This window comes from Achromobacter agilis (assembly GCF_900496965.1).
GTDB lineage: Bacteria > Pseudomonadota > Gammaproteobacteria > Burkholderiales > Burkholderiaceae_B > Achromobacter > Achromobacter agilis.
The window spans coordinates 1-26106 of the sequence record NZ_UFQB01000037.1; the positions used below are offsets into that span (position 1 = coordinate 1).

Consider the following 26106-nt stretch of genomic DNA (forward strand, 5'->3'; position numbering starts at 1 on the left):
GGTTCGCTTGATCCTTGATTCCAATTGACTCTCCTTTTTTCTCTCAAAAAGGTGTCAACCAAATTCAGGACGGGTCAGCGAAGTAAAAAAAGCCCCCCACGCTGAGCGAGCTTCGCTTGCTTGCTGCCCCCCTCCCCCCGCCGAAGGGGCGCTTTTTTGTCTTGGGTGACCCGGCGACAAAAAAAGCCCCCGCGCAGCGCCTGTTGCGGCGGCGCCGTGGAGGCGCGCGCGGCTCGATGCCGCCCTTCACTTCACGTTTTCATCCAGAAACGCCCGAATGGCCGCCCCGATTTCTACGCCGTGCGTCTCCAGCGCCAGGTGGCCGGTGTCGTAGAAGCGCACGTCGGCGCCTGGGATGTCGCGCTTCCAGGCCTCGGCGCCAGCGGGCAGGAAGAACGGATCGTTCTTGCCCCAGACCGCCAGCAGAGGCGGCTGGTGCTTGCGGAAGTAGGCTTGAAATTCCGGATACTTTTCCACGTTGGACGCGTAGTCCAGGAGCAGATCGAGCTGAACCTCGGCATTGCCCGGCCGGGTCACCAGAAAGCTTTCCAGCTCGATGGCATCGGGCGCGACCAGGCTTGCATCCGGAACGCCTTCGAGATACTGCCACTTGATGGAGGCGGGAGCGGAAAAATCGCGCAGCGCGTCGCGGTTCGCTTGCGACGGCTCCTTCCAATACCTTTGGATCGGCGCCCAGCCCGGCCCCAATCCTTCCTCGTAGGCGTTCCCATTCTGCGAAACAATGGCACTCACGCGGGACGGATTCGCGATCGCAAGGCGCCAGCCCACCGGAGCGCCGTAGTCGAAGACTTGCAGCGCGTAGCGCTCCAGCCGCAACTGCTCGGTGAACTGGCCGATGGTCCTGGCAAGCTGATCGAACGTGTAGGCATACTGTCCGCGAGCGGGCGCCTCGGTAAATCCGAAGCCCGGCAGGTCCGGCGCGATGACGTAGTACCTGTCCGCAAGAAGCGGAATGAGGTTGCGGTACATGAACGACGAAGCCGCGTACCCGTGCAGCAACAGCACCGCCGGCGCCTCGCGGTCGCCCGCCACACGATAGAACACCTTCACGTCCCCCACCTGCTCGAAGCGATGGTGGACCTGGCGGCCGGGCGCCAGCGCTCCGCCCGTCAGCGAACCCGCAGCCGCGCCGGCTGCTCCCTTCAATTCATTCGTAGCCATAGCCAAATCTCCGCGTAACCTAATAAATTGGCTTTAAAGGTTACATGACACATGGGTAACTGGTAAACCTTTTTTTTTGGGTTACATTAACGAAATGGCAGAGAATGCAACGACCCAGAAATCGCCTCTGTTCGTGGGGGACGACCTCGCGCTCGACTTCATCAATAGCGAATTCGGCGTAGGGGCGGCGCATCACGAATGTTTCACCGACGACGACGCCGTGCTGGCATGGTTGAACCTGGCCGGCGTGCTTCCCGACGGCATCGAGGCGCCTCCCGAAGGCCTGATGACGCTCGCCCTTCAATTGCGTGAAGCCGCAAAATCCTTGCTGAACGCGGCCAGGCTGGGAAGAGAGGCTGACGCCAGCGTCGTTAACCACGTTCTCGAGGCCGGCCGTCGATCCAAGGAATTGAAGTGGGACACTGCGAACAACGCTTTCAAGGTGGTGAGGCGGCGTCTCCAGGAAAGCGCGGCCAGCCTGCTTGAACCTCTTGCTCAAGCCGTCGTCACGCTGCTGACCGACGCGCAGCTGGACCTTGTCCGGCAATGCGAAGCGCATGACTGCACGCTCATGTTTCATGACAAGACGAAGGCGCATCGGCGCCGCTGGTGCAGCATGGCGGTGTGCGGCAACCGGATGAAAGTGGCGGCGTTCCGGTCGCGCAAGAAGGGATAGCAGCACGCACTGGCGCAATGTGCCTAGGGCTCGACTGCGATCGCGATTTTTCCCTGGATACCGTTGTTGGAGCGCTCCAGCCGAGCATGGGCAAGCGGAATGTCGGCAAGCGAATAGACTGCGCCAACATGTGGCCGCAACTGGCCGCGCGCCACCAATGCGCTCAACTCATCGAGCTTGCCGCGGTTCTGTCTTGTGAACACGAAGTGATAACTCGCGTTCTTGCCCCAGGCCTGAAGCACGTTTTGTGGCTGTGCGATATCCACGATCGTAACGACGCGGCCTAGCTGCGCAAGCGCGTCCGGGCTGCGCGACAAGGCGTTGCCGCCAATGGTGTCGAACACGACATCCACTCCGTGGCCCCCGGTTTCCCGCAGGATGGCGTCGACATAATCTTCCTTTTCATAGTCGATGACGACATCGGCACCCACACTCCGGGCGAATTCGATGTTTGCCTCGCGCACGGTGGTGAACACCCTTGCTCCCATGGCTTTTGCGAGCTGGATCGCCACGTGGCCGACGCCTCCCGCGCCGCCGTGCACCAGAATGCGCTCCCCTACCCTCAGCGCCGCGCGCACGACAAGCGCTTCCCACGCCGTCCCGCCGACCAGGGTCAGGCTCGCCGCCTCAAGATGGCTCAGCGCGGGAGGCTTCTTCCCGACGATGCTTTCGGCAGCGATGTGGTACTCGGCATAACTTCCCGGCCCGTCGAATATTTGCGGGGTGTACCAGACTTCGTCTCCTGGCGAGAAGGCCGTAACACCCGGCCCGACCGCCTCGACAACGCCGGATACGTCGTGGCCGGTAATGGCCGGCAGCGGCACCAGGTCGGGATAATCGCCACGCCGGACCTGGTAATCCAAGGGATTGATGGAAGTGGCATGCACCCGGACCAGAACTTGTCCCGGCTGCGGCACGGGCTTGGGCACGTCGCAAAGCTCGAACGAATCCGGGCCGCCAAATGATTTCAGTACGATCGCTTTCATTGCACATCCTAATTTCGATAAAAAGGGATATCGGGAATTCTAGATATATAAGAACAAAAAATTTACAGCTCTTTCCCGATGATCTCGGCAAGAGCGCTGATGGTCGCCTCGTTCCGCTTGTAGTAGGTCCACTGGCCGATGCGTCTGGCCTCGACCAGGCCCGCCCGTTGCAGCGTTGCAAGGTAATCAGACACCGTCGACTGTGATAGCCCGACGCCTTCCTGGATGCTGCTGACACACACGCCCACCGTCAGCACGTCACCTTCGTCCTGCGGTGGGAAACTGTTCACGGGATCCTTCAACCCTTTCAGGATTTCAAGGCGCGTGCGGTTCGAGAGGGCTTTGAATATGTCGAGCAATTCCATGGCGTGATGATATCGAAATTTCCCGATATGTCAATTTTCCTTGGCTCCATCGGGTTTTTTCGCTCTGGGCCGGCCCAACAGCAAAAAAAAAGGGCGGGCCGCATGCGGTGACCGCCCTTCAAAGCACAGGAGAAAACCGGGCTGCCATGGCGGCAACCCCCTACCAACATCGGTACGCACCAGGCCGCTGTCGGCGGCCCAGCCATTCGCTGAATGGCATGAACTGTTCTCGATTCTTCTTCACCCGCTCTTGCGCAACAAGCTTATGCGTGTAAACCCTCGTATCAGACGCGGGGGCTTGCCCGCAGAGTCCGGCAGCCTGCCGACACACCGCCGAGCGCCCTGCGTTTTGATGCAAGAGCCGCATACCACAAGGCTGAGCGGCCTGTTCCCGATTTACCTGGGTCATGAAAATTAGGGGCATATGCAGATATGAATCGCAATACTGGCAGCATCAATTCGCAACACATGCCGAGCTTGAAACATATTTGGTTTCATCTAATGAACACTCGGCGGACGCACCACATTGAGCAACTCCCTGGTGCATGACGCACCGAATTGGTGCTGGCAGGCACAACTTGTGGGCCTTTCGTCTTTCCTTCCGGCGCTGCGCAACATGGCATGGAATTTGCTTGATACCGAGTGCCAACGTGCAACCATGAGAGGAAATGCCATGAAACTCATCATCGCCATCATCAAGCCCTTCAAGCTCGACGAAGTGCGGGTGGCTCTATCCGGGATCGGCGTCCAGGGCCTGACCGTTACCGAAGTCAAGGGGTTCGGCCGCCAGAAAGGCCACACCGAGCTGTATCGCGGCGCGGAATACGCCGTCGACTTCCTGCCCAAGCTGCGTGTCGAGGCCGCGGTGCCCGACCACCTCGTCGACCAAGTCATCGAGGCGATCGAAATGGCCGCGCGCACCGGCAAGATCGGCGACGGCAAGATCTTCGCCGCGCCGTTGGAACAAGTGATCCGGATCAGAACAGGCGAAGCCGGCGAAGCGGCGCTCTGAACAAATAAATAAAGACTCAATGGAGCCTGAAAATGGATAAAGCGGATATCTCCTGGTTGCTCGTCTCTACCCTGCTTGTATTGATGATGGCCGTACCCGGTCTGGCGATGTTCTATGGCGGCCTGGTACGCAGCAAGAACGTGCTGTCCGTACTGCTGCAAGTGCTGTGCACGTTCGTGCTGGGCCTGGTTCTCTGGTTCATCTACGGATATTCCCTCGCATTCACCGAGGGCAACGCCTTCTTCGGCGGCCTGTCCCGCGCCTTCTTCTCGGGCATCTTCAACCCGGCCGACGGCGCCTACGCCATGTCGAACACCCTGACGGAGCTGCTCTTCGCCTCGTTCCAGGCCACCTTCGCCGGCATCACCTGCGCGCTGATCGTCGGCAGCTTCGCCGAACGCGCACGCTTCTCGGCGGTGCTGGTGTTCACCGTGATCTGGTTCACGTTCGCCTACGTGCCTATCGCCCACATGGTGTGGTTTGCGTCCGAAACGGCGCCCGGGCTGCTCAACGCCAAGGGCGCGCTGGACTTCGCCGGCGGCACCGTGGTGCACATCAACGCGGGCGTGGCCGGCCTGGTGGGCGCCTATGTGGTGGGCAAGCGCGTGGGCTACGGCCGCGAAGCGATGCAGCCGCACAACCTGCCCATGACCTTCGTCGGCGCCGCCCTGCTGTGGGTGGGCTGGTTCGGATTCAACGCGGGTTCGGCGCTGGCCGCGAACGAAAACGCCACCCTGGCCTTCTTCAACACCATGATCGCCACCGCTGGCGCCGTGCTGGCCTGGCTGTTCACGGAATGGGCCGTCAAGGGCAAGCCCTCCATGCTGGGCGCCGCTTCCGGCGCGGTTGCCGGCCTGGTCGGCATCACCCCTGGAGCCGGCCTGGTCGGTCCGGTCGGCGCGCTGGTCATCGGCGTGGTCGCGGGTGCGATCTGCGTCTGGGGCGTGAACGGCTTGAAGCGCCTGCTGCGTGCCGACGATGCGCTGGACGTGTTCGGCGTGCACGGTGTGGGCGGCATCGTCGGCGCCCTGCTGACTGGCGTGTTCAACGCGCAGGTCCTCGGCGGGCCCGGCCTGGCCGAGCCCGGCATGATCGGCCATCAGCTGTGGGTCCAGCTGGAAGGCGTGCTGCTGACCATCGTCTGGTCCGGCGTCGTTGCCTGGATCGCCTACAAGATCGCCAACGCCCTATGCGGCATGCGCGTGCCGGAAGATCAGGAACGCGAAGGCCTGGACGTCACGAGCCACGGCGAATCGGCCTACCATAGTTAGGCCCGCCCCCGAGGCGCTTTGCGCCTCCCCCTCAAGGGGGCGCGGCGGATGGACCGGCGGAGCCGGATCCATCGCCGCCTCGATCGGGTCGGCAGCACTTGCTTGATTGCGGAATGGCAAAAGCCCGGACCTTGCGGTTCCGGGCTTTTCTTCGAGTGGGGCGAAGCCGTTCTTAGCCCGGGCCCAGGGCGTCCAGATCGACCGGCAAGGCGCGGTTCAGGGCCGTGGCCACCTTGACCCTCAGGGCATTGGAATGGGCCCGCCGCACCTCGCGTTTTACGTCCAGCAATTGCTGCGGGTGCATGGAGAACTCCGTCAGCCCCAAGCCCAGCAACAGCCGCGTCATGCGCGAGTCGCCCGCCATTTCGCCGCAGACGGCAACGGGCTTGCCTGCCCGTTCGCCGGCGTTGATGGTGTGCGCGACCAGGCGCAGTACGGCCGGATGCAGCGGGTCGTACAGGGCCGCCACGTCGTGGTCGCCCCGGTCGATCGCCAGCGTGTACTGGATCAGGTCGTTAGTGCCGATGGAAAGGAAATCCAGCGCCTGCGCGAACGGCTCGATGGCGATGGCGATGGCGGGTACCTCGACCATCGCGCCCACCTCCATGTGCGGCGCATAGGCCTGGCCGCGGGCGTCGAGCTCGCGGCGGGCCGATTCGATGGCAGCCTTGGTGGCCACGACCTCGTGCATGTGGGCGATCATGGGAATCAGCAGGCGCACCGGCCCATGGGCCGACGCCCGCAAGATGGCGCGCAGCTGGGTCGCGAACATTTCCGGGCGCGCCAGGCAATAGCGGATGGCACGCTGCCCCAACGCGGGGTTGGTGGCCACGGTGGCTTCGCCGTCCAGCGTCTTGTCCGAGCCGATGTCCAGCGTCCGGATCGTCACGGGACGGCCGGCCATCACTTTCACGACGGACGAATAGGCCTCGTACTGCTCTTCCTCGCCCGGCAAGTCCGGACGCCCCATGAACAGGAATTCGCTGCGGAACAACCCGATGCCGTGCGCGCCCGAGGCCAGCGCCAGGGCGGCCTCTTCCGGAAGTTCGATATTCGCGTGCAGGACGATGTCGATGCCGTCCAGCGTGACCGACGGTTCATCGCGCAGCAGGCTGAGCTCGGCGCGCTCGTCCGCGTAGGCGGCCTGGCGGCGGCGGTATTCCTGCAGAATGCGGTCGGACGGGTTCACGATCACCGCGCCGGCCGCGCCGTCGATGATCAGCATGTCGCCGTCACGGACCAGTTCGCGCACGTTGCCCATGGCCACGACGGCGGGCACGCCCATGCTGCGCGCCACGATCGCGGTATGCGAGGTGGGGCCGCCCAGGTCGGTCACGAAGGCCGCGAAACGCCCCCCACGCAGGCGCAGCATGTCGGCGGGCGAGATATCGTGCGCCACGACCACCAGCGCATCGTCTCCGCCCATATGGGACATGTCGGGCAGGATCGCTGAAGAGCCCGCCAGCACGTGCAGCACCCGTTCGATGACCTGGCGCACGTCGGCCCCGCGCTCGCGCAGGTACTCGTCCTCCATCGCATCGAACTGCTGCCCCAGGATCTGGCCCTGGGTCGTCAGCGCCCATTCGGCGTTGTAGTGGCGTTCGGCGATCAGGGCCAGCGTCTGCTCCGCCAGCAGCGGATCGCCCAACAGCAGGCCGTGCACGTTCAGCATGGCGCCCAGCTCGCGCGGCGCGTCGGCCGGCAAGGTGTCGGCCAGCTGCAGCAGTTCCCGTTGCGCCGAAGCCAGGGCGTCGGTCAGCCGGCTGCTTTCGGCCGGCACGTCCTCGGGCGAAATGCGGTAATGCGCCACCTCCAGCGCCGCGGCGCCCATGACGACGGCGCGCCCGATGGCATATCCCTTGGCGACACCTTTGCCATATAGACACACGACGGGGCTGGCAGAGCCAGCCCCGTCGTGTGTGGTGTCCATCAGGGTCGTAGACGAGCCGGCCTGGGCTGCGCTCAGGCCGGCCGATTCAGAAGAAGTTCTATTCCTGCTCACCGAATTTGCTGTCGAACAGTGTTTCAATTTCGGAAAGGGCTTGCTCGGCATCGTTGCCCGAAGCCTCCAGCCTGACCGTCACGCCCAGCCCGGCCGCCAGCATCATGACGCCCATGATGCTCTTGGCGTTCACGCGCTGCGCACCGCGCGAGATGAAGATCTCGCTTGAGAATTTGCTGGCCAGTTGCGTCAGTTTGGCGGCCGCCCGGGCGTGCAGGCCCAGTTTATTGCTGATGACGATGTCTGTATTAGGCATAGGAAATATTATGACCGCGGCTGGGCGCCCCGGTGTGGATTGCAGCAAAACGTCGAACCGGTCATCGGCCTGAAAAATATTAGCCGACATAATAGGGCAAATTTCCGCCCGTCAGTCTACACGCAAGACGCCCTGCACTCCCCCGGCCAGCGCCTTTTCGCGCGTTTCCGCCAAAGGCAGGCTGCGATAGGTCAAGGCCCGCAGCAGCATCGGGGTATTCAGCCCGGCCAGCACGCAGCACTGGATTCCCTGCGCCTGGGCGTCGGCGACGGCCCGCTTGGCGATGTTCGCGGGGGTGGCGCCGATCAGGTCGGTCAGCACCAGCACCCCGGCGCCGTGCTCTTGTTCCAGGATGTCCTTCAGGACGTCCGGCGCCAGATCGTCCGGCCGGTCTTCCGGCTGGATATCGTGAATGGCCAGCATGCCGTCGAGGTTGCCCATGACATGGCTGGCGCATTCGCGCATCGCCGCGCCCAGAGGCGCGTGCACGACGATGACAATACCCGTGGTCATGGCGGAGCGTCCTGGAGCTCAGGCCGCGGCGTTGGCCGCCACGGCTTTTTCCAGCGCCGAGACGAACATGCCCGCGACATCGAAGCCGGTCTGTTCTGCGATTTCCACGAAACAGGTGGGGCTAGTGACGTTGACTTCGGTGACGTAGTCGCCGATGACGTCCAGGCCGACCAGCAGCAAGCCGCGCGCGGCAAGCTTGGGCGCCACGGCCTCGGCGATTTCCCGGTCGCGCGGCGACAGTTCCTGGGCCACCCCGCGCCCGCCGGCTGCCAGGTTGCCGCGGGTTTCGCCGGCCAGCGGAATGCGGGCCAGCGAATACGGCACCGGCTCGCCGCCGATCAGCAGGATGCGCTTATCGCCCTTGACGATGTCGGGGATATAGCGCTGCGCCATGATGGTGCGCGTGCCGTTGTCGGTCAGCGTTTCCAGGATGGCGTTCAGGTTCGGGTCCTTGGGTTGGAGCCGGAACACGCCCGTGCCGCCCATGCCGTCCAGCGGCTTCACGATGACGTCGTGATGCGCGTCGTGGAACGCCTTGAGGCGGGCCATGTTGCGGGTCACGAGCGTGGGCGCCGTGAACTCGCTGATTTCGGTGATGGCCAGCTTTTCCGGATGATTGCGGATCGCCGCCCCGCCGTTGAACACCCGGGCGCCCTGCGCCTCGGCGTATTCGAGCAGATGCGTGGAATACACGTATTCCATGTCAAACGGCGGATCCTTGCGCATGACCACTGCGCCGAAATCGGCCAGCGGCAGATCCCGGGCGGCAGATTCGCGCCACCAGTCGTGGCCATGCAGATCGGCATCCGCGACCAGTTCGATGGGCGTGGTGACGGCCTTGACCGTGCCGGCCTCGATATAGAGATCGCCCTGCATGGCCACGCTAAGCGTATGGCCGCGCGCCACAAAGGCACGCATCATGGCGACTGAGCTGTCCTTGTACGCCTTCAGCAGCGGCAAGGGATCCAAAACGAACAAAACGTGCATCGCGACACCCTGAACGGACGCCGCCTTCCCTCGCGGGAAGGCGGCTTTATGACATCGTAGCGCAGAGCCGCCCAATAAGCGAACCCGCCGGTCCACGGAGCGGACGGCGGGTTGAATGAGCGGCTTGGCCTCGCGGGAGGCCAAGGCTGGAGCTCAGGCCGCCGATTCAGGCTTGCCCGCAGGCACGGCCTTCTTCTTGGGCGCCAGCACCATGACCATCTGACGGCCTTCGAGCTTCGGCATGGCTTCGACCTGGGCAAGTTCCAGCAGATCGTCGCGCACACGTTCAAGCACCCGCATGCCGAGTTCCTGGTGAGCCATTTCACGGCCACGGAAACGCAGCGTCACCTTGGCCTTGTCGCCTTCCTCGAGGAAGCGACGCAGGTTGCGCAGCTTGACCTGGTAGTCGCCCTCGTCGGTGGCCGGACGGAATTTGACTTCCTTGACCTGGATGACCTTCTGCTTGGAACGAGCTTCGGCTTGGCGCTTCTGCTCTTGGTACTTGAATTTGCCGTAGTCCATCAAACGGCAGACCGGCGGCTCGGCGTTCGGCGCGATTTCCACCAGATCCACGTCGTTTTGCTCGGAAAGACGGAAGGCGTCGGCGATCTTGACGATGCCAAGCTGTTCTCCGTCCAGACCTATCAGGCGCACCTCGGGGACGCGGATTTCACCGTTGATGCGATTGGCTTTTTCAGTGGCGATGTTGAAAGCTCCTAGAAATGTTAAGCAGCGCTGCTATCGGGTTGATTGACGTCGCGACGGGTGGAGACGTCCTCGGCCAATCGCGCGACGAACTCGTCGTATGCGATGGCGCCGAGGTCCAGGCCACCCAGTCCGCGTACGGCTACGGTGCCGTTTTGCTTCTCTTTGTCGCCGACGACAAGGATGTACGGCACCTTTTGCAGGCTGTGCTCCCGAATTTTACGAGTGATTTTTTCACCACGCAAATCGGACTCTACTCTAAAGCCTTGTTTTTTCAGGCTTTGCGTGATTTCAGCCGCATAATCGGCCGAAGGTTCGGAAATGCAGCATACGACGGCCTGCACCGGGGCGAGCCAGGGAGGCATCGCGCCGGCGTGGTTTTCGATCAACATGCCGATAAAACGCTCCAGCGAACCGAGGATCGCGCGGTGCAGCATGACCGGCGGACGGCGCTGGTCGTTCTGGTCCACGTACTCGGCGCCCAGGCGCACGGGCATGGAAAAATCGACCTGGATCGTGCCGCACTGCCAGTGGCGGCCAATGGCGTCCTTCAGGGTGTATTCCACCTTGGGGCCGTAGAAAGCGCCCTCGCCCGGCGAGATTTCGAATTCGCAACCGGTGCGGCGCAGGCTTTCCATCAGGGCGGCTTCGGCCGTATCCCAGACTTCGTCCGAGCCGATGCGTTTTTCGGGACGCGTCGCGACCTTGTACAGCACCTCGGTGAAGCCGAAAGCGCGGTAGACCTTCTGCAGCAGCGCCGTGAAGTCGGCGCATTCGTCCTGGAGCTGGTCTTCGGTACAGAAAATGTGGCCGTCGTCCTGCGTAAAGCCGCGCACGCGCATCATGCCGTGCAGCGACCCCGAGGGCTCGTTGCGGTGGCATTGGCCGAATTCGCCGTAACGCAGCGGCAGTTCGCGGTAGGAATGCAGGCCGGCGTTGAAGATCTGCACGTGGCCTGGGCAGTTCATCGGCTTCAGGCCGTAGACACGGTTCTCGGACTCGGTCGTGAACATGTTTTCACGGTAGTTGTCCCAGTGGCCGGTCTTCTTCCAGAGCGAAATGTCGAGGATCTGCGGCGCCTTTACTTCCTGGTAGCCGTTGTCGCGGTAGATGGAGCGCATGTACTGCTCCACCTGCTGCCACAGGGCCCAGCCCTTGGGGTGCCAGAAAATCAGGCCCGGGGCCTCGTCCTGGAAATGGAACAGGTCGAGTTCGCGGCCGATCTTGCGGTGGTCGCGGCGCTCGGCCTCTTCCAGCATGTGCAGATAGGCTTCCTGCTCTTCCTTGGTCGCCCAGGCGGTGCCGTAAATGCGCTGGAGCATCTCGTTCTTGCTGTCGCCGCGCCAGTAGGCGCCAGCCACCTTCATCAGCTTGAAGACCTTCAGCTTGCCCGTGGACGGCACGTGGGGGCCGCGGCAGAGGTCGATGAAATCGCCTTCGCGGTACAGGCTGAGGGTTTCGTTCGACGGGATCGAGGCGATGATCTCGGCCTTGTACTTTTCGCCGATGCCCTTGAAGAATTCGACGGCGTCGTCGCGCGACCACTCCTCGCGCGTGACGGCTTCGTCCTTCTTGGCCAGTTCGGCCATTTTCTTTTCGATGGCGGCCAGGTCTTCGGGCGTGAACGGGCGCTTGTACGAGAAGTCGTAGTAGAAGCCGTTATCGATCACCGGGCCGATGGTTACCTGGGCGTCCGGAAACAGCTCCTTGACGGCATAGGCCAGCAAGTGGGCCGTAGAGTGGCGGATCAGGTCCAGGCCGTCGGCGTCCTTGGCGGTCACGATCGCCAGACGCGCATCGCCTTCGATGCGGAAGCTGGTGTCGACCAGCCGGGATGCCGCGCCTTCAAACGTGACGCGCCCGCCCAGGGCGGCCTTGGCCAAGCCCGTGCCGATCGACTGCGCCACTTCGGCGACCGTTACCGGCCCCGGGAATTGGCGCTGCGAACCATCGGGCAATGTGATCTGTACCATCGGGAGTATTTCCTGGGAGGTTCTTGGAACTGAAAATCAAAAAACGAAAACGAAAAACGCGGCTTTGAAGCCGCGTTCTTTTGATTGTCTTGCTGAGTTCTGCCGCTGACCTGACACGGAGAAACCCGACGCACGAAAAAACTAACGCGACATAGGGCGAAAGTTCCGGGTCGTAGTTCGTGCCAGCGGGAAAAACATGGTGTGGGGCCTGTCCGGGACGCGCCTTGGGCGGCGCGAATCAAAATGGCGATATGCGCGGCTTGAGCGCGCAACAAAAGTTGCGTTTATCGTCTGCGATTGTAGCACTATTTACGTCTTGCTGTGGCGAAAGCGCGACAGTCCGGCGCAGCTACCTTATCCCGGGCTGCGGCTGCCGGCAAGGGCCGCCAGCGCATGGGCGACACCGTCTTGCCAGGGCGGCGCGTGGATGCCGAACACGCGGGCGAGCCGCCGGGTATCCAGACAGGAATTCAGGGGCCGGCGCGCCGCCGCCGGGTATTGGCCCGAGGACACCGCCTGGATGTCCTCCGGCCTCAGGTTGACCGGCAGCCCTGCGCGCCTGGCCTGCCCCGCGATGAAACAGGCGTATTCATGCCAGCTGGCCACCCCCGCCGCCGCCAGATGATAGAGGCCGAACGGAAAGCCGTCCCTGCCGTTCGCCAGGTAACGCGCCACCACCAGCGCCGTCGCATCGGCAATGAAAGACGCGCCCGTCGGCGCGCCGCGCTGGTCGTCCACGACGCGCAATGCCTCGGCCCGGCGCAGCGCCATCAGCACCGTCTTCAGGAAGTTGTCGCCGAACACCCCGTAGATCCATGAGGTCCGGAACACCAGGTGGGCGGGATTCATGGCCACGACCGCCCGCTCTCCCGCCAGCTTGCTGCGGCCGTACGCATTCAGCGGCGCGGGCGCGTCGGCCTCAGTGTAGGGGCCGGGCTTGTCGCCGTCGAATACGTAGTCGGACGAATAATGCACGATCAGCGCGCCGCGGCAGGCGGCAAGCGCGGAAAGCTCGCCTGCCGCCTCGCCATTGATCCGCATGGCGCGCACTGGATCCTCTTCGGCGCGTTCGACGGCGGTGAACCCCGCCGCATTGACGACGACGTCCGGTTTTTCCCGGCGGATCAGCCGCGCCAGTTGCAAAGGCTGGGTCAGATCTCCGTCGCGCCTGCCTGCGGCCATGACCACGCCCAGGGGCGCAAGGCTGCGCCGCAGCTCGAAACCCAGCTGGCCCTCCCTGCCCAACAGCAGAATCTTCCTGGTCATATGTCCCGCTCGCTTGCCGGCCAAGGGTGCAACAGTCTGATTTTGGCGCATTTCCTGTGCAGATCGTCCGATGAAAACGTAATCTGCCCACTCGATTCTAGGACCGATGGCGAATCTCAGCGCGGCGCCCGCCACCGGCACTCCGCCCAACCCGATCATGGAAGCACCGATGAAACCTGTCTCAGCGCCCTACACCGAGGCGCTTCCCTCTTCGACCACCGCGCGCTCCGAAGCAGGCGGCTATCCTGGCGTACGCCAGCACCTGCTCCTGTCGCGCACGCAACCCATCGTCAATGTCGCCATCCTGGACGACCACCCGGTGATCACCGTGGGCGTGGGCGCCTATCTGGAAAGCCGGTCCGGCTTCCGGGTTCTGCACCGGGAAACCTCCTCGCGAGGATTTATCGAGAAGCTGTCGCAGTCGCCCTGCGACGTTGCGCTGGTCGATTTCTACCTGCCGCAGGATCCCTGGGACGGCGTGAGCTACCTGCGGCGCCTGCGCCGCCATTACCCCCACATGCCCATCATCACGTTCTCGGCCGGCAACCGCCAGGAAACCCAGTACGCTGCCTATCGCGCAGGCGCGAACGGCTATCTGGCCAAGCAATGGGGCATGGGCCTGCTGCCGGAAATGATCCGGGGCGTGCTGAGCGGCAAGCACAGGTTCCTGTCGGTGCGCGACGGCAAGGTCATCGCCCAGGAGCCCACCGCCCCGCAGGCGGCGCTCACGGCGTCGGAAGTGGAAATACTGCGCCACATCAGCCTGGGCTTTTCGGTGACGCAGATCGCGGCGCGGCTGGTGCGCAGCAAGAAGACCATCAGCACGCACAAGCGCTGCGCCATGCAGAAGCTGCAGCTTTCCGACGACCTCTCACTGGCACTGTACCTGCGCGAGAAATTCGCGAACGAATGAAGGCGTGCGCCGGCCCGCGCCGCCGCGCGCGCCTAGATAATGCGCGAGTAGCTGGCTGCGCTGGCCGCCGATTGCAGATAACCGTCGAACGCCATGGCGACGGCGCGCACGAAGTACCAGCCCAGGCCGGTCACGTGCAGCTCGCCCGGCCGCAACTCGACCAGGCCCAGTTCGGCCAGGTTGGTCATCTGCTGCAGTTCCCGGCTGAAGTATTCGCCGAACCGCAGCTTGTGGCGCGCCTCGATCCGCGCAAAATCCACCCGCCCCTGGCACATGACGTCCATGATGACCTCGCGCCGCACCAGGTCGTCCGCGCTCAGCGCCAACCCTCTCTCGACGGCGAAGCGGCCCGCTTCGACGGCGGCGTAGTACTCGTCCAGCCCCTTGGCGTTCTGGCTGTAGGTGTCGCCGATGCGTCCGATGGCCGATACGCCCAGGGCGACCAGATCGCGGTCGGGCTGGGTGCTGTAGCCCTGGAAGTTGCGATGCAATTCACCGCGCTGCTTGGCGATCGCCAGCGTATCGGTGTCCAGGGCGAAGTGGTCCATGCCGATATAGGTGTACCCCTGCTTCAGGAAACCCTCGATCGCGGCGCCCAGCAGGCCGACCCGCGTGGCGCGCTCCGGCAGATCCGCCTCGTTGATGCGGCGCTGCGGCTTGAAGCGCGAAGGTAGATGGGCATAGGCGTAAAGCGCGATGCGGTCGGGGCGCAGCTCGATGACCTGCGCGATGGTGCGGGCAAAGGATTCCATGGTCTGCAAGGGCAGGCCGTAGATCAAGTCCACGTTGACCGAGGCGTAGTCCAGTTCCCTGGCGCTGCGCACCAGCGCCTGCACGTCCTCGAAGGACTGCACGCGATGCACGGCCACCTGCACGCGCGCGTCGAAATCCTGGACCCCGAAACTCAGGCGGTTGAAGCCCAGCCGGCGCAGGTAGGCCAGCCGTTCGGGCGTGGCCGTACGCGGATCCACCTCGATCGACAATTCCGCGTCGGGCTGGAACCGGAATGCGCGGCGCAGATCCCCCATCAGGCGATCGAGCTCGGCGTCGGATAGGAACGTGGGCGTGCCGCCGCCGAAATGCAGTTGCGAGACCGGCACGCCGTCGCCCAGTTCCTGCACGTGCAGGCCGATCTCGGCAGCGAGCGCGTCCAGGTAGCGGGCGGCGCGGTCATGGTGACGGGTCACCACCTTGTTACAGGCGCAGTAATAACAGACCGATTCGCAGAACGGGATGTGCACGTAGAGCGACAGCGGCTCGTCGGGACTGGCCGCTCGCCGTTGCCTCAGGGCCAGCCGGTAGTCCAGTTCGCCGAAGCCGGCGTGATACCGGTCCGCGGTGGGATAGGAGGTATACCGGGGCCCGTTCTTGTCCAGCCTTGCCAGCAGCTGGGGCGGGAAAAAGGGCTTGGCGACCGCGGGCGCCTGGGCTTCTGACGGTAAAGGACGTAGAGCGGCTTGCATACCCCGAATTATTCGCCTGTGCCGGCCTCCCCCATTTGATCTTGCGCAAACCTTGGCCCGTAAAATAAGGCCATTCAAGCCACACGACGAGGAAACCACAATGGGCACAGAACTGGATGGCCGCCTCCTGGCCATGCGCCAGGCCGTGGCGATCGCCATCGCCCTGTCCACCCGCAGCAGTCCCCAGGCCACCGGCATGGCGCTGGAGCTGCTCAACGACCTGAAGGCCGGCCTGGACGACGCCCCGTCGGACAGCCCCTTCGAGACACCCGAATGGGTGGTTGGCGCGCACGACGAACTCGACGGCATTGCCCGCCTGGTCCGCGCCTTCACCCAGACTCCCGAGCCGGACGGCGAAGCGCAGTAGGCCGCAACCGGGCGTAGCCGGCCTGGCCGGCGCGCCCATCCTCCCATTTCCCCTGCCGGATCACCCTGGCCCTAGCTGGCCTGACCACCCCTGCGAAAGAGGTGGAATCCCTGTGATCGTTTTCCCTCGAAGCGCGAAATTTCCCTTCTTATTCAATGAGGGGATGCCTATATTGGTGGCCTGACCACTGGCATGCGTTCTCGCTACCCCGACAGATGAGCACCTTCCAAGCCGTTGCCATCACCCGCCTCTATCGCGTGATTGCCGACCAGATCGCCGGCCGCATCCGGGCGGGCGAATTCCCTCGCGGCGGCAGGCTACCGTCCGAACGGGAATTGGCCGAGCAGCTCCAGGTGAGCCGTGCATCCATCCGGGAAGCCCTGATCGCGCTCGAAATCGAAGGCTACGTCGAAGTGCGGGTCGGCACGGGGGTTTTCGTCACCCGTGACGGCGCCGGATTTCCGGCCGCGCCCGGCGCCCCGGGCCCCGGACATGCCGCGCAGGAACACGACGACATCGGCCCGTTCGACCCGCTGGAAGCGCGCATGCTGATCGAACCCGAATGCGCCGGCATGGCCGCGCAGCAGGCCTCCCCAGCCCAGATCGCGGCCATCCGCGACGCCCATGAAGGCATGTCGCTGACCGACTCCCCCGGCCGCCACGATCGCGACTTCCACAACGCCATCGCGGCCGGCTGCGGCAATGCCGCGGTCGCGGCCGCCGTGGCCCGGCTGTGGGAACTGACACAGGCCAGCTCCGTGTACAGCCGCATGCAGGATTACTTCGTCAACACCAAAGTCTGGGCGGCGGCCCATGCCGAGCACCAGCGGATCCTGATCGCCATCCAGGCGCGCGACCCGATCCGCGCGCGCCACGCCATGCATGCGCACCTGCTCGGCATCCTGGCGCGCCTGCGGGAAGACTTCGGCGACGACAACCCCCACCGGTAACGCCCTTTCCACCCCCACGAGGTCATCGCCATGCCGCAGCGGATCCTTGACATTGTTGTAGCGGCTCCACCCGAAGTACCCCTGAAAACGCAGGTGGCATGAGGTTTGCTTGCCGGACATGGCATCCGCCGCGCACCGGCAGACACCTGTCACACCCTTTCCAGCCCGGAGGCTCGCAGTGAAATCACAAAAATGGTTCTCCCTGAAACTCGGCGCACTGGTCCTTGCGGCCGCGCTGCCCGCCACGCAGGCCCTGGCCCAGACCAAAGGCGGCACGCTGAACATGATCGTGCAGCCCGAACCGCCCGTGATCGTCACGGCCATCAACCAGCAGGGCCCGACGCAATTCGTCGCGGGCAAAATCTACGAAAGCCTGCTGACCTATTCAACCGAGCTGAAGCCGCAGCCCGGCCTCGCCAAATCCTGGGAGGCCTCGGCGGACGGCCTGACCTACACCTTCCACCTGCAAGAAAACGTCAAGTGGCACGACGGCAAGCCGTTCACCTCCGAAGACGTCGTGTTTTCGCTGGCGGACATGCTGCCCAAGACCCATGCCCGCGCCCGCGTGATCCTGAACAAGTTCGTGGATTCGGTGCAGGCGCCGGACGCGAAGACCGTCGTCGTCAAGCTGAAGTCGCCCTTCCCCGCCTTCATGCTGATGTTCGAACCGGGCTTTGCCCCCATCATGCCCAAGCATCTCTACGCGGGCACCGACTACATGACCAACCCCGCCAACCAGAAGCCGGTCGGCACGGGCCCCTTCATGTTCAAGGAGTGGAAGCGCGGCGAATACATCAAGCTGACCCGCAACCCCGACTACTGGAAGCCGGGCAAGCCCTATCTGGATGAACTGGTGTTCAACGTCATCCCCGATTCGGCCTCTCGCGCCGTGGCGTTCGAGCGCGGCAGCGTGGACGTGCTGCGCGGCGGCGACGTGGACAACGTCGACATCAAGCGCCTGCGCGCCTTGCCCAAGGTGGAATACACCACGGCCGGCTGGGAGATGTTTTCGCCGCAGGCCTACCTGATCTTCAACATGCGCAAGCCGCCCTTCGACAATCTGAAGGTACGCCAGGCCGTCATGGCGGCGATCAACCGCAAGATGATCGTCAACAACATCTTCTTCGGCCTGGGCAAGGTCTCCACCAGCCCCTTCGTCACCACCGAGATGTTCTACGACAAGAACATGCCGGCCCTGCCCTTCGACATGAAGAAGGCGCGCGCGTTGATCAAGGAATCCGGCATCAAGCCCGAGGACTACACGATCCGCCAGTTGAGCTTCCCCTATGGCTCCACCTGGGACCGGCTGGGCGAGTACACCAAGCAGGCCCTCGAGCAGCTGGGCTTCAAGGTGAACGTGGAGTCCACCGACGCGGGCGGCTGGGCCAGCCGCACCGGCAACTGGGACTTCGACATGACGACCACCTACACGTACCAGTACGGCGACCCCGCGCTGGGCGTGCAGCGGCTCTACATCACGTCGAACATCGTCAAGGGTTCGCCCTTCGCCAACGTGCAGGGCTACAGCAACCCCGAGACCGACAAGCTCTGGGAAGCAGCGGCCTCGGAAGTAGATCCCGCCAAGCGCCAGGAGATCTACACCACGCTGCAGACCACGCTGGTCAATGAGATCGCCAACGGCTTCCTGGTCGACATGGAGTTCCCCACGCTGTACCGCAACAACGTGAAGAATCTCGTCAAGACCGCGATCGGCCTGAACGAGACCTTCGACGACGTGTACATCGAGAAGTAAGCGCCGCGGGGAGCCGCCGTGGCGGCTCCCCATCGGCTGCGCGACGGACGCACGCCCCCCGCCCGTTCACGGAGGAGCCCAAGCATGAAATTCCTGTCTTTCCTCTTGTCCCGCGTCGGCAAGGCCCTGGTGGTCGTGCTGGGCGTGGTGATCATCAATTTCTTCCTGATCCGCCTGGCGCCCGGCGACCCCGCCGCCGTGCTGGCGGGCCAGGCCGGGGCCGGCGACGCCGCCTACGTCGAACAGTTGCGCGTCGCCTTCGGGCTGGACAAGCCCGTCCTGACCCAGCTGCTGCTGTACCTGAAAGGCGTGGCCCAACTGGACCTGGGCTTCTCGTACCGGAACCACGTCCCGGTGCTGGACCTGATCGTCGAGCGCCTGCCCGCCACGTTCCTGCTGATGTCCTGCGCCTTCGTGTTTTCCATCGTGCTGGGCGTCTTCCTGGGCGTCGTGGCGGCCAAGGCCCGCTACCGCAACAAGCGCCGCTGGATCGACAGCTCGGTCATGACGGGCGCCCTGCTGCTCTATGCCACGCCGCTCTTCTGGCTGTCGCTGATGGGTATCCTGCTGTTCTCTGTGGTGCTGGGCTGGCTGCCGGCCTTCGGCATGGAAACCGTGGGCGCCGGGCTGTCCGGATGGGCCCGCGCCGGCGACATCGCCCAGCACCTCATCCTGCCGACGGTGACGCTGGGCTGCTTCTTCATGGCCGTTTACGTGCGGCTGACCCGCGCCTCCATGCTGGAAGTGATCGGCATGGACTTCGTCAAGACGGCCCGCGCCAAGGGCGTGAGCCCCGGCCGCGTGATCCGCGCCCACGTGCTGCGCAACGCACTGCTGCCCGTCATTACGTTCGCCGGCATCCAGCTGGGCCAGATGGCCGGCGGAGCGGTGCTGACCGAGACCGTCTTCGCGTGGCCCGGCATCGGCCGGCTGATGTTCGACGCGCTGCTGCAGCGCGACTACCAGCTGCTGCTGGGCATTTTCCTGGTCACGTCGATCATGGTGGTGGTGTTCAACCTGCTGACCGACGTGCTTTACCGCCTCATCGATCCGCGCATCGCCGCGGGCGCGCAGCAAGGAGCCGCCGCATGAAGGCATTCGCCCAACGATATATGCGCAACTACGGCGCGGTGGCCGGCCTGGCCATCGTGCTGCTCGTGATCATCATGGCTCTGGCCGCGCCGCTGCTGTATGAAGAGTCGTCATGGATGATGGTGGCCGATCCGCTGATCCCGCCCTTCACCAACGCCGACTACCCCTTTGGCACCGACATGCTGGGCCGCGACATCACGGCCGGCCTGGTCTGGGGTGCCCGCGTATCGCTGATGGTGGGCTTGCTGTCGACCGCCGTGGCCCTGGTCTTCGGCATCCTGGTGGGCGCGGTCGCGGGCTACTGCGGCGGCCGGGTGGACGATGCGCTGATGCGCTTCACCGAATTCTTCCAGACCATCCCGCAGCTCGCCATGGCCGTCGTGCTGGTCGCCATTCTTAGCCCGTCCGTCTATTCGATCATGGGCGCCATCGCGATCGTATCGTGGCCGCCCGCGGCGCGCCTGGTGCGGTCGGAATTCATGACGCTCAAGCAGCGCGAATTCGTGCAGGCGGCCATCGTGATCGGACAGACGCCGGCGCGTATCGTCAGCACTCAGATCCTGCCCAACGCCATGTCGCCCATCATCGTATCCGCGTCCTTCATGGTGGCGACCGCCATCCTGACCGAATCGGCGCTGTCGTTCCTCGGCCTGGGCGACCGCAACCTGATGAGCTGGGGCTTCATGATCGGCGCGGCGCGCACCATGATCCGCGAAGCCTGGTGGATGAGCGTCTGGCCGGGCGTGGCGATCCTGCTGACGGTGCTGGCCATCAACCTGATCGGCGAGGGCCTGAACGATGCGCTCAATCCGCAGCTGCGCAAGCGCGGCGACTAGAGCCCGTGCGAGGCTCCTTTCAGTGCGAACCCGCCTTAGGATGACGACATGACCCAACCCACGCCTTTGCTGTCCGTCCAGAATCTCAGCATCGCGCTGCCCCGCGGCGGCGACCGCGCCTACGCCGTGCAGGACGTTTCCTATGACATCCGGGCCGGCGAAATCCTGTGCATCGTCGGCGAATCGGGCTCGGGCAAATCCATGAGCGCCAACGCCATCATGGGTCTACTGCCCGACTACCTGACGCCGCAGCAGGGCCGCATTCTGTTCCGCGGCCAGGATCTGCTGCGGCAGGACGAAACGGCCCTGCAAGCCATGCGCGGCAAGGACATGGCCATGATCTTCCAGGAACCCCTCTCGGCGCTGAACCCGCTGATGACGGTGGGCGAGCAGATCAGCGAGGTCATGCGCGTGCACAACGCCTATCCCGGCGCCCAGCGCATGGCGCGCACGCTGGAAATGCTTGCCTTCGTCGGCCTGCCCGATCCCGCCACGCTTTACCACGTCTATCCTTTCCGGCTGTCCGGAGGACAGCGCCAGCGCGTGATGATCGCCATGGCCCTGGCGCTGGAGCCCGCGCTGCTGATCGCCGACGAACCCACGACCGCGCTCGACGTCACCACGCAGGCGCAGATCTTGGCGCTCATCGCCCGCATCCAGAAAGAGAAAGGCATGGGCGTGATGTTCGTCACCCACGACTTCGGGGTGGTGGCCGAGATCGCCCATCGGGTCGCCGTCATGGAAAAAGGCATCCTGGTCGAACAGGGGCCGGCGGAGGAAGTGCTGAACCGGCCCCGCCACCCCTACACGCAGCGCCTGATCGCGGCGGTGCCGCACCGCCGTGGCGACGCGCGCGCCGCCACGGCGGACGAGCAGCCCGTGCTGGACGTCAGGGACCTGAAAAAAACCTACGTCGTCGGGCGGGGCTGGCTGGGCAACAAACGGGAAGTGCATGCGGTGGACGGCGTCAGCTTCAGCGTGAGGCGCGGCGAAACACTGGGCATCGTGGGCGAATCCGGCTCCGGCAAATCCACCATCGGCAAGTGCCTGCTCAAGCTGGTGAGCATCGACGGCGGCCAGCTCGTCTTCAACGGCCAGGACATCGCCGCCATGCCGGAAGCGCGCTTCCGGCCCCTGCGCCACGACATCCAGATGATCTTCCAGGATCCCTACGCCTCGCTCAACCCGCGCCATACGGTAGGCCGCATCATCAGCGACGGCCCGGCGGCCAATGGCGTGCCGCGGGCCCAGGCCGAAGCGCGGGCACGCGAATTGCTATCGCTGGTGGGACTGGACCCGTCCGCCTTCGACCGCTACCCCAACCAGTTCTCGGGCGGACAGCGCCAGCGCATCGGCATCGCCCGCGCGCTGGCGCTGGAGCCCAAGGTGCTGGTTGCCGACGAATCGGTATCGGCGCTGGACGTTTCCGTGCAGGCGCAGGTGCTGCAGCTGTTGCACGATCTGCAGCAACGGCTGAAGATCGCACTGGTGTTCATTACCCATGACTTGCGCGTGGCCGCTCAAATCTGCAATGCCGTACTGGTCATGCACCGGGGCAAGGTGGTCGAGCATGGGTCGCCCGCGCAGATCTTCGACAACCCGCAACATACCTACACGCGGCAGCTCATCGCCGCCGTGCCCGGCCAGCACTGGGATCCGTCCCATGCGCAAGCGGCCTGACCCGGACCTCGGCTTCCGTTTTTTCCCATCCCCATCCTGGAGAATCATCCATGCAACGTCCCGCAGCCAAACCGACCGTGCAGATCGACAATGAACAGGTCACCGTCACCGAATGGCGCTTCCCGCCCGGCGGAGAAACGGGATGGCACCGCCACGGCATGAACTACGTCGTCGTCCCGCAGACCACCGGCCCACTGCTGCTGGAAACGCCCGACGGCCAGGTCACCAGCCAGCTCACCACCGGCGTGGCCTATTACCGTCCCGTGGGTGTGGAGCACAATGTGATCAACCCCGGCGAATCCGAATTCGTGTTCGTCGAAATCGAACTCAAGCGCGCGTAGTGGAAGCGGCCGGGCCGCCACGCAACGGGTGCAACGGAGGTTCCCATGCCACAGACACCACGCAGGCTGCGCAGCCAGAAATGGTTCGACGACCCGGCCCACGCCGACATGACTGCCATCTATGTCGAGCGCTACCTCAACTACGGCCTGACCCGGCAGGAGCTGCAATCGGGGCGGCCCATCATCGGCATCGCCCAGACGGGCAGCGACCTGGCTCCCTGTAACCGCCATCACATCGCGCTGGCCGAACGGGTCCGAGCCGGCATCCGGGATGCGGGCGGCATCCCGATGGAGTTCCCCGTGCATCCGCTGGCCGAACAGGGACGGCGACCCACCGCCGCGCTGGACCGCAATCTGGCCTACCTGGGCCTGGTCGAGATCCTGCACGGCTATCCCCTGGACGGGGTGGTGCTGACCACGGGATGCGACAAGACCACGCCTGCCTGCCTAATGGCCGCGGCCACCGTAGACATCCCCGCCATCGTGCTCTCCGGCGGGCCGATGCTCGACGGCTGGCACGAGGGCCGGCGCGTCGGCTCGGGCACGGTCATCTGGCATGCCCGCAACCTGATGGCGGCCGGCAAACTGGACTACGAAGGATTCATGACCCTGGCCACCGCATCGTCCCCATCGATCGGGCATTGCAACACCATGGGTACCGCGCTATCGATGAATTCGCTGGCCGAGGCGCTGGGCATGTCGCTGCCCACCTGCGCAAGCATTCCGGCCCCTTACCGGGAGCGCGGCCAGATGGCTTACGCCACCGGCATGCGCATCTGCGACATGGTCCGCGCGGATTTGCGGCCCAGCCACATCCTGACCCGGCGCGCCTTCGAAAACGCCATCGTCGTAGCCTCCGCGCTGGGCGCCTCGACCAACTGCCCTCCCCATCTCATCGCCATCGCGCGGCACGCGGGTATCGACCTCGGCCTGGACGACTGGCAGCGGCTGGGCGAAGACGTGCCTCTGCTGGTCAACTGCGTCCCCGCGGGCGAATACCTGGGCGAAGGATTCCACCGCGCGGGCGGCGTTCCCGCCGTGCTCCATGAGCTCGCCGTCGCCGGCCGACTGCATGCCGACTGCCCCACGGTATCCGGACAGACCATCGGCGACATCGCCGCCGTGGCCCGGACCCGCGACACGGAAGTCATCCGCAGTTGCGACGCGCCGCTGAAGCATCGCGCGGGGTTCATCGTCCTGTCGGGCAATTTCTTCGACAGCGCGATCATCAAGATGTCGGTCGTGGGCGACACCTTCCGCCGCGCTTACCTTTCCGAACCGGGCTCGGAGAACGCCTTCGAAGCGCGCGCCATCGTGTTCGAGGGCCCGGAGGACTACCACGCGCGCATCGAAGACCCGGCCCTGCACATCGACGAACACTGCATCCTGGTCATCCGCGGCGCGGGCAATGTGGGCTACCCGGGCAGCGCGGAAGTCGTGAACATGGCTCCGCCGTCCTATCTGCTCAAGCGCGGCATCGATTCCCTGCCTTGCCTGGGCGACGGCCGGCAGAGCGGCACGTCGGCCAGCCCGTCCATCCTGAACATGTCGCCGGAGGCCGCGGTGGGCGGCGGCCTTGCGCTGCTGCGCACGGGCGACCGCATCCGTGTCGACCTGAACCAGCGCACGATCACCGCGCTGGTGGACGAAACGGAAATGGAGAGCCGCAGGCAGGCGCCCCCCTATCAGCCGCCCGAATCGCAGACACCCTGGCAGGAACTGTACCGGCAGCTGGTCGGCCAGTTATCGACCGGCGGCTGCCTGGAGCCCGCCACGCTCTACCTGAGGGTGGTGGAAACGCGGGGTGACCCGAGGCATTCGCATTGAGGCCGCGGGGGCCTATTGCCCGGGCTTGCGGTCCGGACCGGGTTCGCGTGGCGCCGGCCGGGTGAGCACGTAGGCGGCGCTGGCCAGAAAGAACACCCCGACGGCGGAAGCGAGCGGCCACGATGGATGCGCGCCCCACCAGAACAGGATGTACCCGACCGCCATGCCCAGGCAGGCGTAGGTCTTGCCCTTGCCCGACACCGCCCCCTGATCCCGCCAGGCGCGCAGCGCGGGGCCGTAGGTCGGGCTATCCAGCAGCCATTTTTCCAGCCGGGGCGACGAGCGCGAAAAGCAGGCCACCGCCAAGATCAGGAAAATCGTCGTAGGCATGACGGGCAGAAATGCGCCGATGACGCCCAACGCCAGCATCAGGCAGCCCAGGCATAGCCATAGCACTCTCATCATGATGGGCGGCGGGGTATCGCGGAGATGATGGACATTCCAAAGATGGCGCGCCCATTCAGGGCCGCGCGGGCTCCGGCATTTTCACGCGCAGCATTTCCACGAATTCCGGGCTGGGCTGGCCGCCGGCGGCGCGCGACTTGAAGATCATGGACCAGGCGTCCGCGTACTGGCCGCGCCGGTAGAACGCGGTCGCCCAGGAGGCGTAAAGATAGCCTTTGTCGTGTTCCACTGCTTCGCCCTTCCGGTACAGCGCGTCGGAGCGCAAGGTCGCCGCCACGCGCGCTTCGGGAGGCAAGGTTTTGTCCTCGGCGGCGCAGCGCGCGGCGGTCCGCCCCGCGTCCGCGTAAAGCCCCTGGAACGACGGCGGATCCAGGCTGAGCGCCCGGTCCATCATGTTCATGGCCTCGCAGAACTTGCCCTGATCGTGCAATACCGCGGCAAAGCCGGTGTAGACCTCGGGATTTTTGGAATTCAGCAGCCATGCCTGGTTGAACCGGCGCATGGCCATGCCCAGCTGGTCCTCCTGGTAGAAGCGGTAGCCCTGCTCCACCCAGGCCCGGGACGCGTTCTCGCGGGATCCGTAGGCCTGCGTCGCGTCGGCGATCAGCGTGTCGTCGGCGGCCCGCAGGTCGGCGGCGGCGGACCTGTCAGCGCCCCCGTACATCGGCGCCTCGTCGAGCTGGGCCTTGGGCACGGCCGTCCCTCCGCCCGCCGCGCAGCCGGCCAGCCACAGGACGGAGAGAAGGAAAATGGACCTGGCGGCCTGACCCATGGATTGCGAATCCGTATCTGAAGGAACACCGCAATATACCGTAGCCGGCCCCTCCGGCCCGGCGGATGGCCCGCAGCAATGCAATAGGTCAGGCTGAAGCCGGAAGCCTTCGCCCTCGCCCCACTTGCCGACCTTTCCCATCCAGCACGTGCCGCATTCGGAGCACCCGAAAAGCTTGTACTCGTGTCCGGCGCCCGTTCGAACGCGGCTGCGGAACACCAAATCGCCGTGCGGCTCTTTTTGCGTGACACCATCCAGGAGGCCCAGGCAGGCGTCGCAGAACGGGGATGGCCGGGTTTCATGACACCTCATCTCGCGACCTGCTTCCTCTGTCTTCATCAGCGGTCCAGAACCATCAGGACAGCAACAGCGGGCATCGTACGTTTTCCATCGGACGCCTCCCATCGGACTGATCCGAGAAAGCAGTGGAACGCGCGCGGTGCGCGCTTCGCCCCCTGCCCCGGGAACCCCGGCGATGAATGGCGGATGAACGGCGCCTTCAGACTGAGTTCA

Annotated in this window: 25 protein-coding genes; 12 read left to right on the forward strand and 13 right to left on the reverse strand. The window is 64.7% G+C overall.

Translation table 11 applies throughout. The features are described from left to right. Positions 1-246 precede the first annotated feature (246 nt). Positions 247-1182, reverse strand: coding sequence for an alpha/beta fold hydrolase (locus tag AGI3411_RS28145; protein WP_129530607.1), 936 nt, complete (start codon positions 1180-1182; stop codon positions 247-249). Positions 1183-1276: 94 nt separating this feature from the next. Between AGI3411_RS28145 and AGI3411_RS28150 the strand changes: the two genes are divergently transcribed. Next, the gene (locus AGI3411_RS28150) at positions 1277-1858 is read left to right on the forward strand and encodes a CGNR zinc finger domain-containing protein (protein ID WP_129530608.1); all 582 of its coding nucleotides are present in this window, start codon (positions 1277-1279) and stop codon (positions 1856-1858) included. Between the two features lie 23 nt (positions 1859-1881). On the opposite strand, the gene AGI3411_RS28155 is transcribed toward AGI3411_RS28150, so the two are convergent. Together AGI3411_RS28155 and AGI3411_RS28160 are read right to left on the reverse strand one after the other, a co-directional pair. Further along, positions 1882-2844: a zinc-dependent alcohol dehydrogenase family protein gene (locus AGI3411_RS28155; RefSeq protein ID WP_129530609.1), complete on the reverse strand. Its 963-nt coding sequence runs from the start codon at positions 2842-2844 to the stop codon at positions 1882-1884. Positions 2845-2906: 62 nt separating this feature from the next. Beyond that, on the reverse strand, positions 2907-3209 hold the full coding sequence (locus tag AGI3411_RS28160) for an ArsR/SmtB family transcription factor (RefSeq protein ID WP_129530610.1): 303 nt from the start codon (positions 3207-3209) through the stop codon (positions 2907-2909). Positions 3210-3882: 673 nt separating this feature from the next. Here AGI3411_RS28160 and AGI3411_RS28165 point away from each other — a divergent pair. Further along, positions 3883-4221 (forward strand): P-II family nitrogen regulator, encoded by a 339-nt coding sequence (locus AGI3411_RS28165; RefSeq protein WP_043545226.1) that lies wholly within the window; start codon positions 3883-3885, stop codon positions 4219-4221. Between the two features lie 32 nt (positions 4222-4253). Beyond that, positions 4254-5492: an ammonium transporter gene (gene amt, locus AGI3411_RS28170; RefSeq protein WP_129530611.1), complete on the forward strand. Its 1239-nt coding sequence runs from the start codon at positions 4254-4256 to the stop codon at positions 5490-5492. Between the two features lie 172 nt (positions 5493-5664). Here amt and ptsP read toward each other — a convergent pair whose 3' ends face one another. From ptsP to rfbD, 7 genes are all read right to left on the reverse strand, one after another. Continuing rightward, positions 5665-7422, reverse strand: coding sequence for a phosphoenolpyruvate--protein phosphotransferase (gene ptsP, locus AGI3411_RS28175; protein ID WP_165359297.1), 1758 nt, complete (start codon positions 7420-7422; stop codon positions 5665-5667). A 58-nt stretch (positions 7423-7480) separates the two neighbouring features. Beyond that, entirely contained in the window at positions 7481-7750 is a 270-nt protein-coding gene (locus tag AGI3411_RS28180) for an HPr family phosphocarrier protein (RefSeq protein ID WP_043545224.1), read from the reverse strand. A gap of 111 nt (positions 7751-7861) precedes the next feature. Then, positions 7862-8263, reverse strand: a complete 402-nt coding sequence (locus tag AGI3411_RS28185) for a PTS sugar transporter subunit IIA (protein WP_129530612.1) — start codon at positions 8261-8263, stop codon at positions 7862-7864. Between the two features lie 18 nt (positions 8264-8281). Continuing rightward, positions 8282-9250, reverse strand: a complete 969-nt coding sequence (gene gshB, locus AGI3411_RS28190) for a glutathione synthase (RefSeq protein WP_129530613.1) — start codon at positions 9248-9250, stop codon at positions 8282-8284. Between the two features lie 153 nt (positions 9251-9403). Further along, positions 9404-9955 (reverse strand): translation initiation factor IF-3, encoded by a 552-nt coding sequence (infC, locus tag AGI3411_RS28195; RefSeq protein ID WP_076812461.1) that lies wholly within the window; start codon positions 9953-9955, stop codon positions 9404-9406. Between the two features lie 20 nt (positions 9956-9975). Continuing rightward, positions 9976-11928, reverse strand: coding sequence for a threonine--tRNA ligase (thrS, locus tag AGI3411_RS28200; protein WP_129530614.1), 1953 nt, complete (start codon positions 11926-11928; stop codon positions 9976-9978). A 354-nt stretch (positions 11929-12282) separates the two neighbouring features. Next, positions 12283-13194, reverse strand: coding sequence for a dTDP-4-dehydrorhamnose reductase (rfbD, locus tag AGI3411_RS28205; protein ID WP_129530615.1), 912 nt, complete (start codon positions 13192-13194; stop codon positions 12283-12285). A gap of 169 nt (positions 13195-13363) precedes the next feature. On the opposite strand from rfbD, the gene AGI3411_RS28210 reads away from it, so the two are divergent. Further along, complete coding sequence (locus AGI3411_RS28210; protein ID WP_129530616.1) at positions 13364-14107, forward strand: response regulator; 744 nt, start codon at positions 13364-13366, stop codon at positions 14105-14107. Positions 14108-14139: 32 nt separating this feature from the next. Here the strand turns inward: AGI3411_RS28210 and hemN are convergent, their stop codons facing one another. Further along, positions 14140-15570, reverse strand: coding sequence for an oxygen-independent coproporphyrinogen III oxidase (gene hemN / locus AGI3411_RS28215; RefSeq protein ID WP_129530617.1), 1431 nt, complete (start codon positions 15568-15570; stop codon positions 14140-14142). A gap of 100 nt (positions 15571-15670) precedes the next feature. Here hemN and AGI3411_RS28220 point away from each other — a divergent pair, with 100 nt between their 5' ends. From AGI3411_RS28220 to AGI3411_RS28255, 8 genes are all read left to right on the forward strand, one after another. Continuing rightward, positions 15671-15937, forward strand: a complete 267-nt coding sequence (locus AGI3411_RS28220; protein ID WP_129530618.1) for a hypothetical protein — start codon at positions 15671-15673, stop codon at positions 15935-15937. A gap of 215 nt (positions 15938-16152) precedes the next feature. Next, complete coding sequence (locus tag AGI3411_RS28225) at positions 16153-16887, forward strand: FadR/GntR family transcriptional regulator (protein WP_129530619.1); 735 nt, start codon at positions 16153-16155, stop codon at positions 16885-16887. A gap of 178 nt (positions 16888-17065) precedes the next feature. Then, complete coding sequence (locus AGI3411_RS28230; protein WP_129530620.1) at positions 17066-18640, forward strand: ABC transporter substrate-binding protein; 1575 nt, start codon at positions 17066-17068, stop codon at positions 18638-18640. An 84-nt stretch (positions 18641-18724) separates the two neighbouring features. Further along, positions 18725-19732, forward strand: a complete 1008-nt coding sequence (locus AGI3411_RS28235) for an ABC transporter permease (RefSeq protein WP_129530621.1) — start codon at positions 18725-18727, stop codon at positions 19730-19732. Next, positions 19729-20568 carry an ABC transporter permease gene (locus tag AGI3411_RS28240; protein WP_129530622.1) on the forward strand — a complete coding sequence of 280 codons (840 nt, stop codon included), beginning with the start codon at positions 19729-19731 and terminating at the stop codon, positions 20566-20568. The genes AGI3411_RS28235 and AGI3411_RS28240 overlap by 4 nt, the downstream gene beginning before the upstream one ends. Positions 20569-20616: 48 nt before the next feature. Further along, entirely contained in the window at positions 20617-22248 is a 1632-nt protein-coding gene (locus AGI3411_RS28245; RefSeq protein WP_129530623.1) for an ABC transporter ATP-binding protein, read from the forward strand. Between the two features lie 50 nt (positions 22249-22298). Beyond that, positions 22299-22589: a cupin domain-containing protein gene (locus AGI3411_RS28250; protein ID WP_129530624.1), complete on the forward strand. Its 291-nt coding sequence runs from the start codon at positions 22299-22301 to the stop codon at positions 22587-22589. A gap of 45 nt (positions 22590-22634) precedes the next feature. Next, positions 22635-24416 (forward strand): IlvD/Edd family dehydratase, encoded by a 1782-nt coding sequence (locus tag AGI3411_RS28255; protein ID WP_129530625.1) that lies wholly within the window; start codon positions 22635-22637, stop codon positions 24414-24416. Positions 24417-24428: 12 nt separating this feature from the next. On the opposite strand, the gene AGI3411_RS28260 is transcribed toward AGI3411_RS28255, so the two are convergent. Then, entirely contained in the window at positions 24429-24821 is a 393-nt protein-coding gene (locus AGI3411_RS28260; protein ID WP_129530626.1) for a YbaN family protein, read from the reverse strand. 55 nt (positions 24822-24876) lie between these two features. Beyond that, positions 24877-25593: a tetratricopeptide repeat protein gene (locus tag AGI3411_RS28265; RefSeq protein WP_129530627.1), complete on the reverse strand. Its 717-nt coding sequence runs from the start codon at positions 25591-25593 to the stop codon at positions 24877-24879. Between the last annotated feature and the right edge of the window lie 513 nt (positions 25594-26106).

What these genes read in the sequence shown, in the direction of transcription:
- rfbD (WP_129530615.1), bottom strand. Translation starts at nt 13,194, where the DNA reads ATGACCAGGAAGATTCTGCTGTTGGGCAGGGAGGGCCAGCTGGGTTTC.
- gshB (WP_129530613.1), bottom strand. Translation starts at nt 9,250, where the DNA reads ATGCACGTTTTGTTCGTTTTGGATCCCTTGCCGCTGCTGAAGGCGTAC.
- AGI3411_RS28250 (WP_129530624.1), top strand. Translation starts at nt 22,299, where the DNA reads ATGCAACGTCCCGCAGCCAAACCGACCGTGCAGATCGACAATGAACAG.
- AGI3411_RS28255 (WP_129530625.1), top strand. Translation starts at nt 22,635, where the DNA reads ATGCCACAGACACCACGCAGGCTGCGCAGCCAGAAATGGTTCGACGAC.
- AGI3411_RS28240 (WP_129530622.1), top strand. Translation starts at nt 19,729, where the DNA reads ATGAAGGCATTCGCCCAACGATATATGCGCAACTACGGCGCGGTGGCC.
- amt (WP_129530611.1), top strand. Translation starts at nt 4,254, where the DNA reads ATGGATAAAGCGGATATCTCCTGGTTGCTCGTCTCTACCCTGCTTGTA.
- AGI3411_RS28180 (WP_043545224.1), bottom strand. Translation starts at nt 7,750, where the DNA reads ATGCCTAATACAGACATCGTCATCAGCAATAAACTGGGCCTGCACGCC.
- AGI3411_RS28165 (WP_043545226.1), top strand. Translation starts at nt 3,883, where the DNA reads ATGAAACTCATCATCGCCATCATCAAGCCCTTCAAGCTCGACGAAGTG.
- thrS (WP_129530614.1), bottom strand. Translation starts at nt 11,928, where the DNA reads ATGGTACAGATCACATTGCCCGATGGTTCGCAGCGCCAATTCCCGGGG.
- AGI3411_RS28210 (WP_129530616.1), top strand. Translation starts at nt 13,364, where the DNA reads ATGAAACCTGTCTCAGCGCCCTACACCGAGGCGCTTCCCTCTTCGACC.
- AGI3411_RS28160 (WP_129530610.1), bottom strand. Translation starts at nt 3,209, where the DNA reads ATGGAATTGCTCGACATATTCAAAGCCCTCTCGAACCGCACGCGCCTT.
- AGI3411_RS28245 (WP_129530623.1), top strand. Translation starts at nt 20,617, where the DNA reads ATGACCCAACCCACGCCTTTGCTGTCCGTCCAGAATCTCAGCATCGCG.
- AGI3411_RS28220 (WP_129530618.1), top strand. Translation starts at nt 15,671, where the DNA reads ATGGGCACAGAACTGGATGGCCGCCTCCTGGCCATGCGCCAGGCCGTG.
- AGI3411_RS28150 (WP_129530608.1), top strand. Translation starts at nt 1,277, where the DNA reads ATGGCAGAGAATGCAACGACCCAGAAATCGCCTCTGTTCGTGGGGGAC.
- AGI3411_RS28265 (WP_129530627.1), bottom strand. Translation starts at nt 25,593, where the DNA reads ATGGGTCAGGCCGCCAGGTCCATTTTCCTTCTCTCCGTCCTGTGGCTG.
- AGI3411_RS28145 (WP_129530607.1), bottom strand. Translation starts at nt 1,182, where the DNA reads ATGGCTACGAATGAATTGAAGGGAGCAGCCGGCGCGGCTGCGGGTTCG.
- AGI3411_RS28235 (WP_129530621.1), top strand. Translation starts at nt 18,725, where the DNA reads ATGAAATTCCTGTCTTTCCTCTTGTCCCGCGTCGGCAAGGCCCTGGTG.
- AGI3411_RS28155 (WP_129530609.1), bottom strand. Translation starts at nt 2,844, where the DNA reads ATGAAAGCGATCGTACTGAAATCATTTGGCGGCCCGGATTCGTTCGAG.
- hemN (WP_129530617.1), bottom strand. Translation starts at nt 15,570, where the DNA reads ATGCAAGCCGCTCTACGTCCTTTACCGTCAGAAGCCCAGGCGCCCGCG.
- AGI3411_RS28185 (WP_129530612.1), bottom strand. Translation starts at nt 8,263, where the DNA reads ATGACCACGGGTATTGTCATCGTCGTGCACGCGCCTCTGGGCGCGGCG.
- AGI3411_RS28260 (WP_129530626.1), bottom strand. Translation starts at nt 24,821, where the DNA reads ATGATGAGAGTGCTATGGCTATGCCTGGGCTGCCTGATGCTGGCGTTG.
- AGI3411_RS28225 (WP_129530619.1), top strand. Translation starts at nt 16,153, where the DNA reads ATGAGCACCTTCCAAGCCGTTGCCATCACCCGCCTCTATCGCGTGATT.
- ptsP (WP_165359297.1), bottom strand. Translation starts at nt 7,422, where the DNA reads ATGGACACCACACACGACGGGGCTGGCTCTGCCAGCCCCGTCGTGTGT.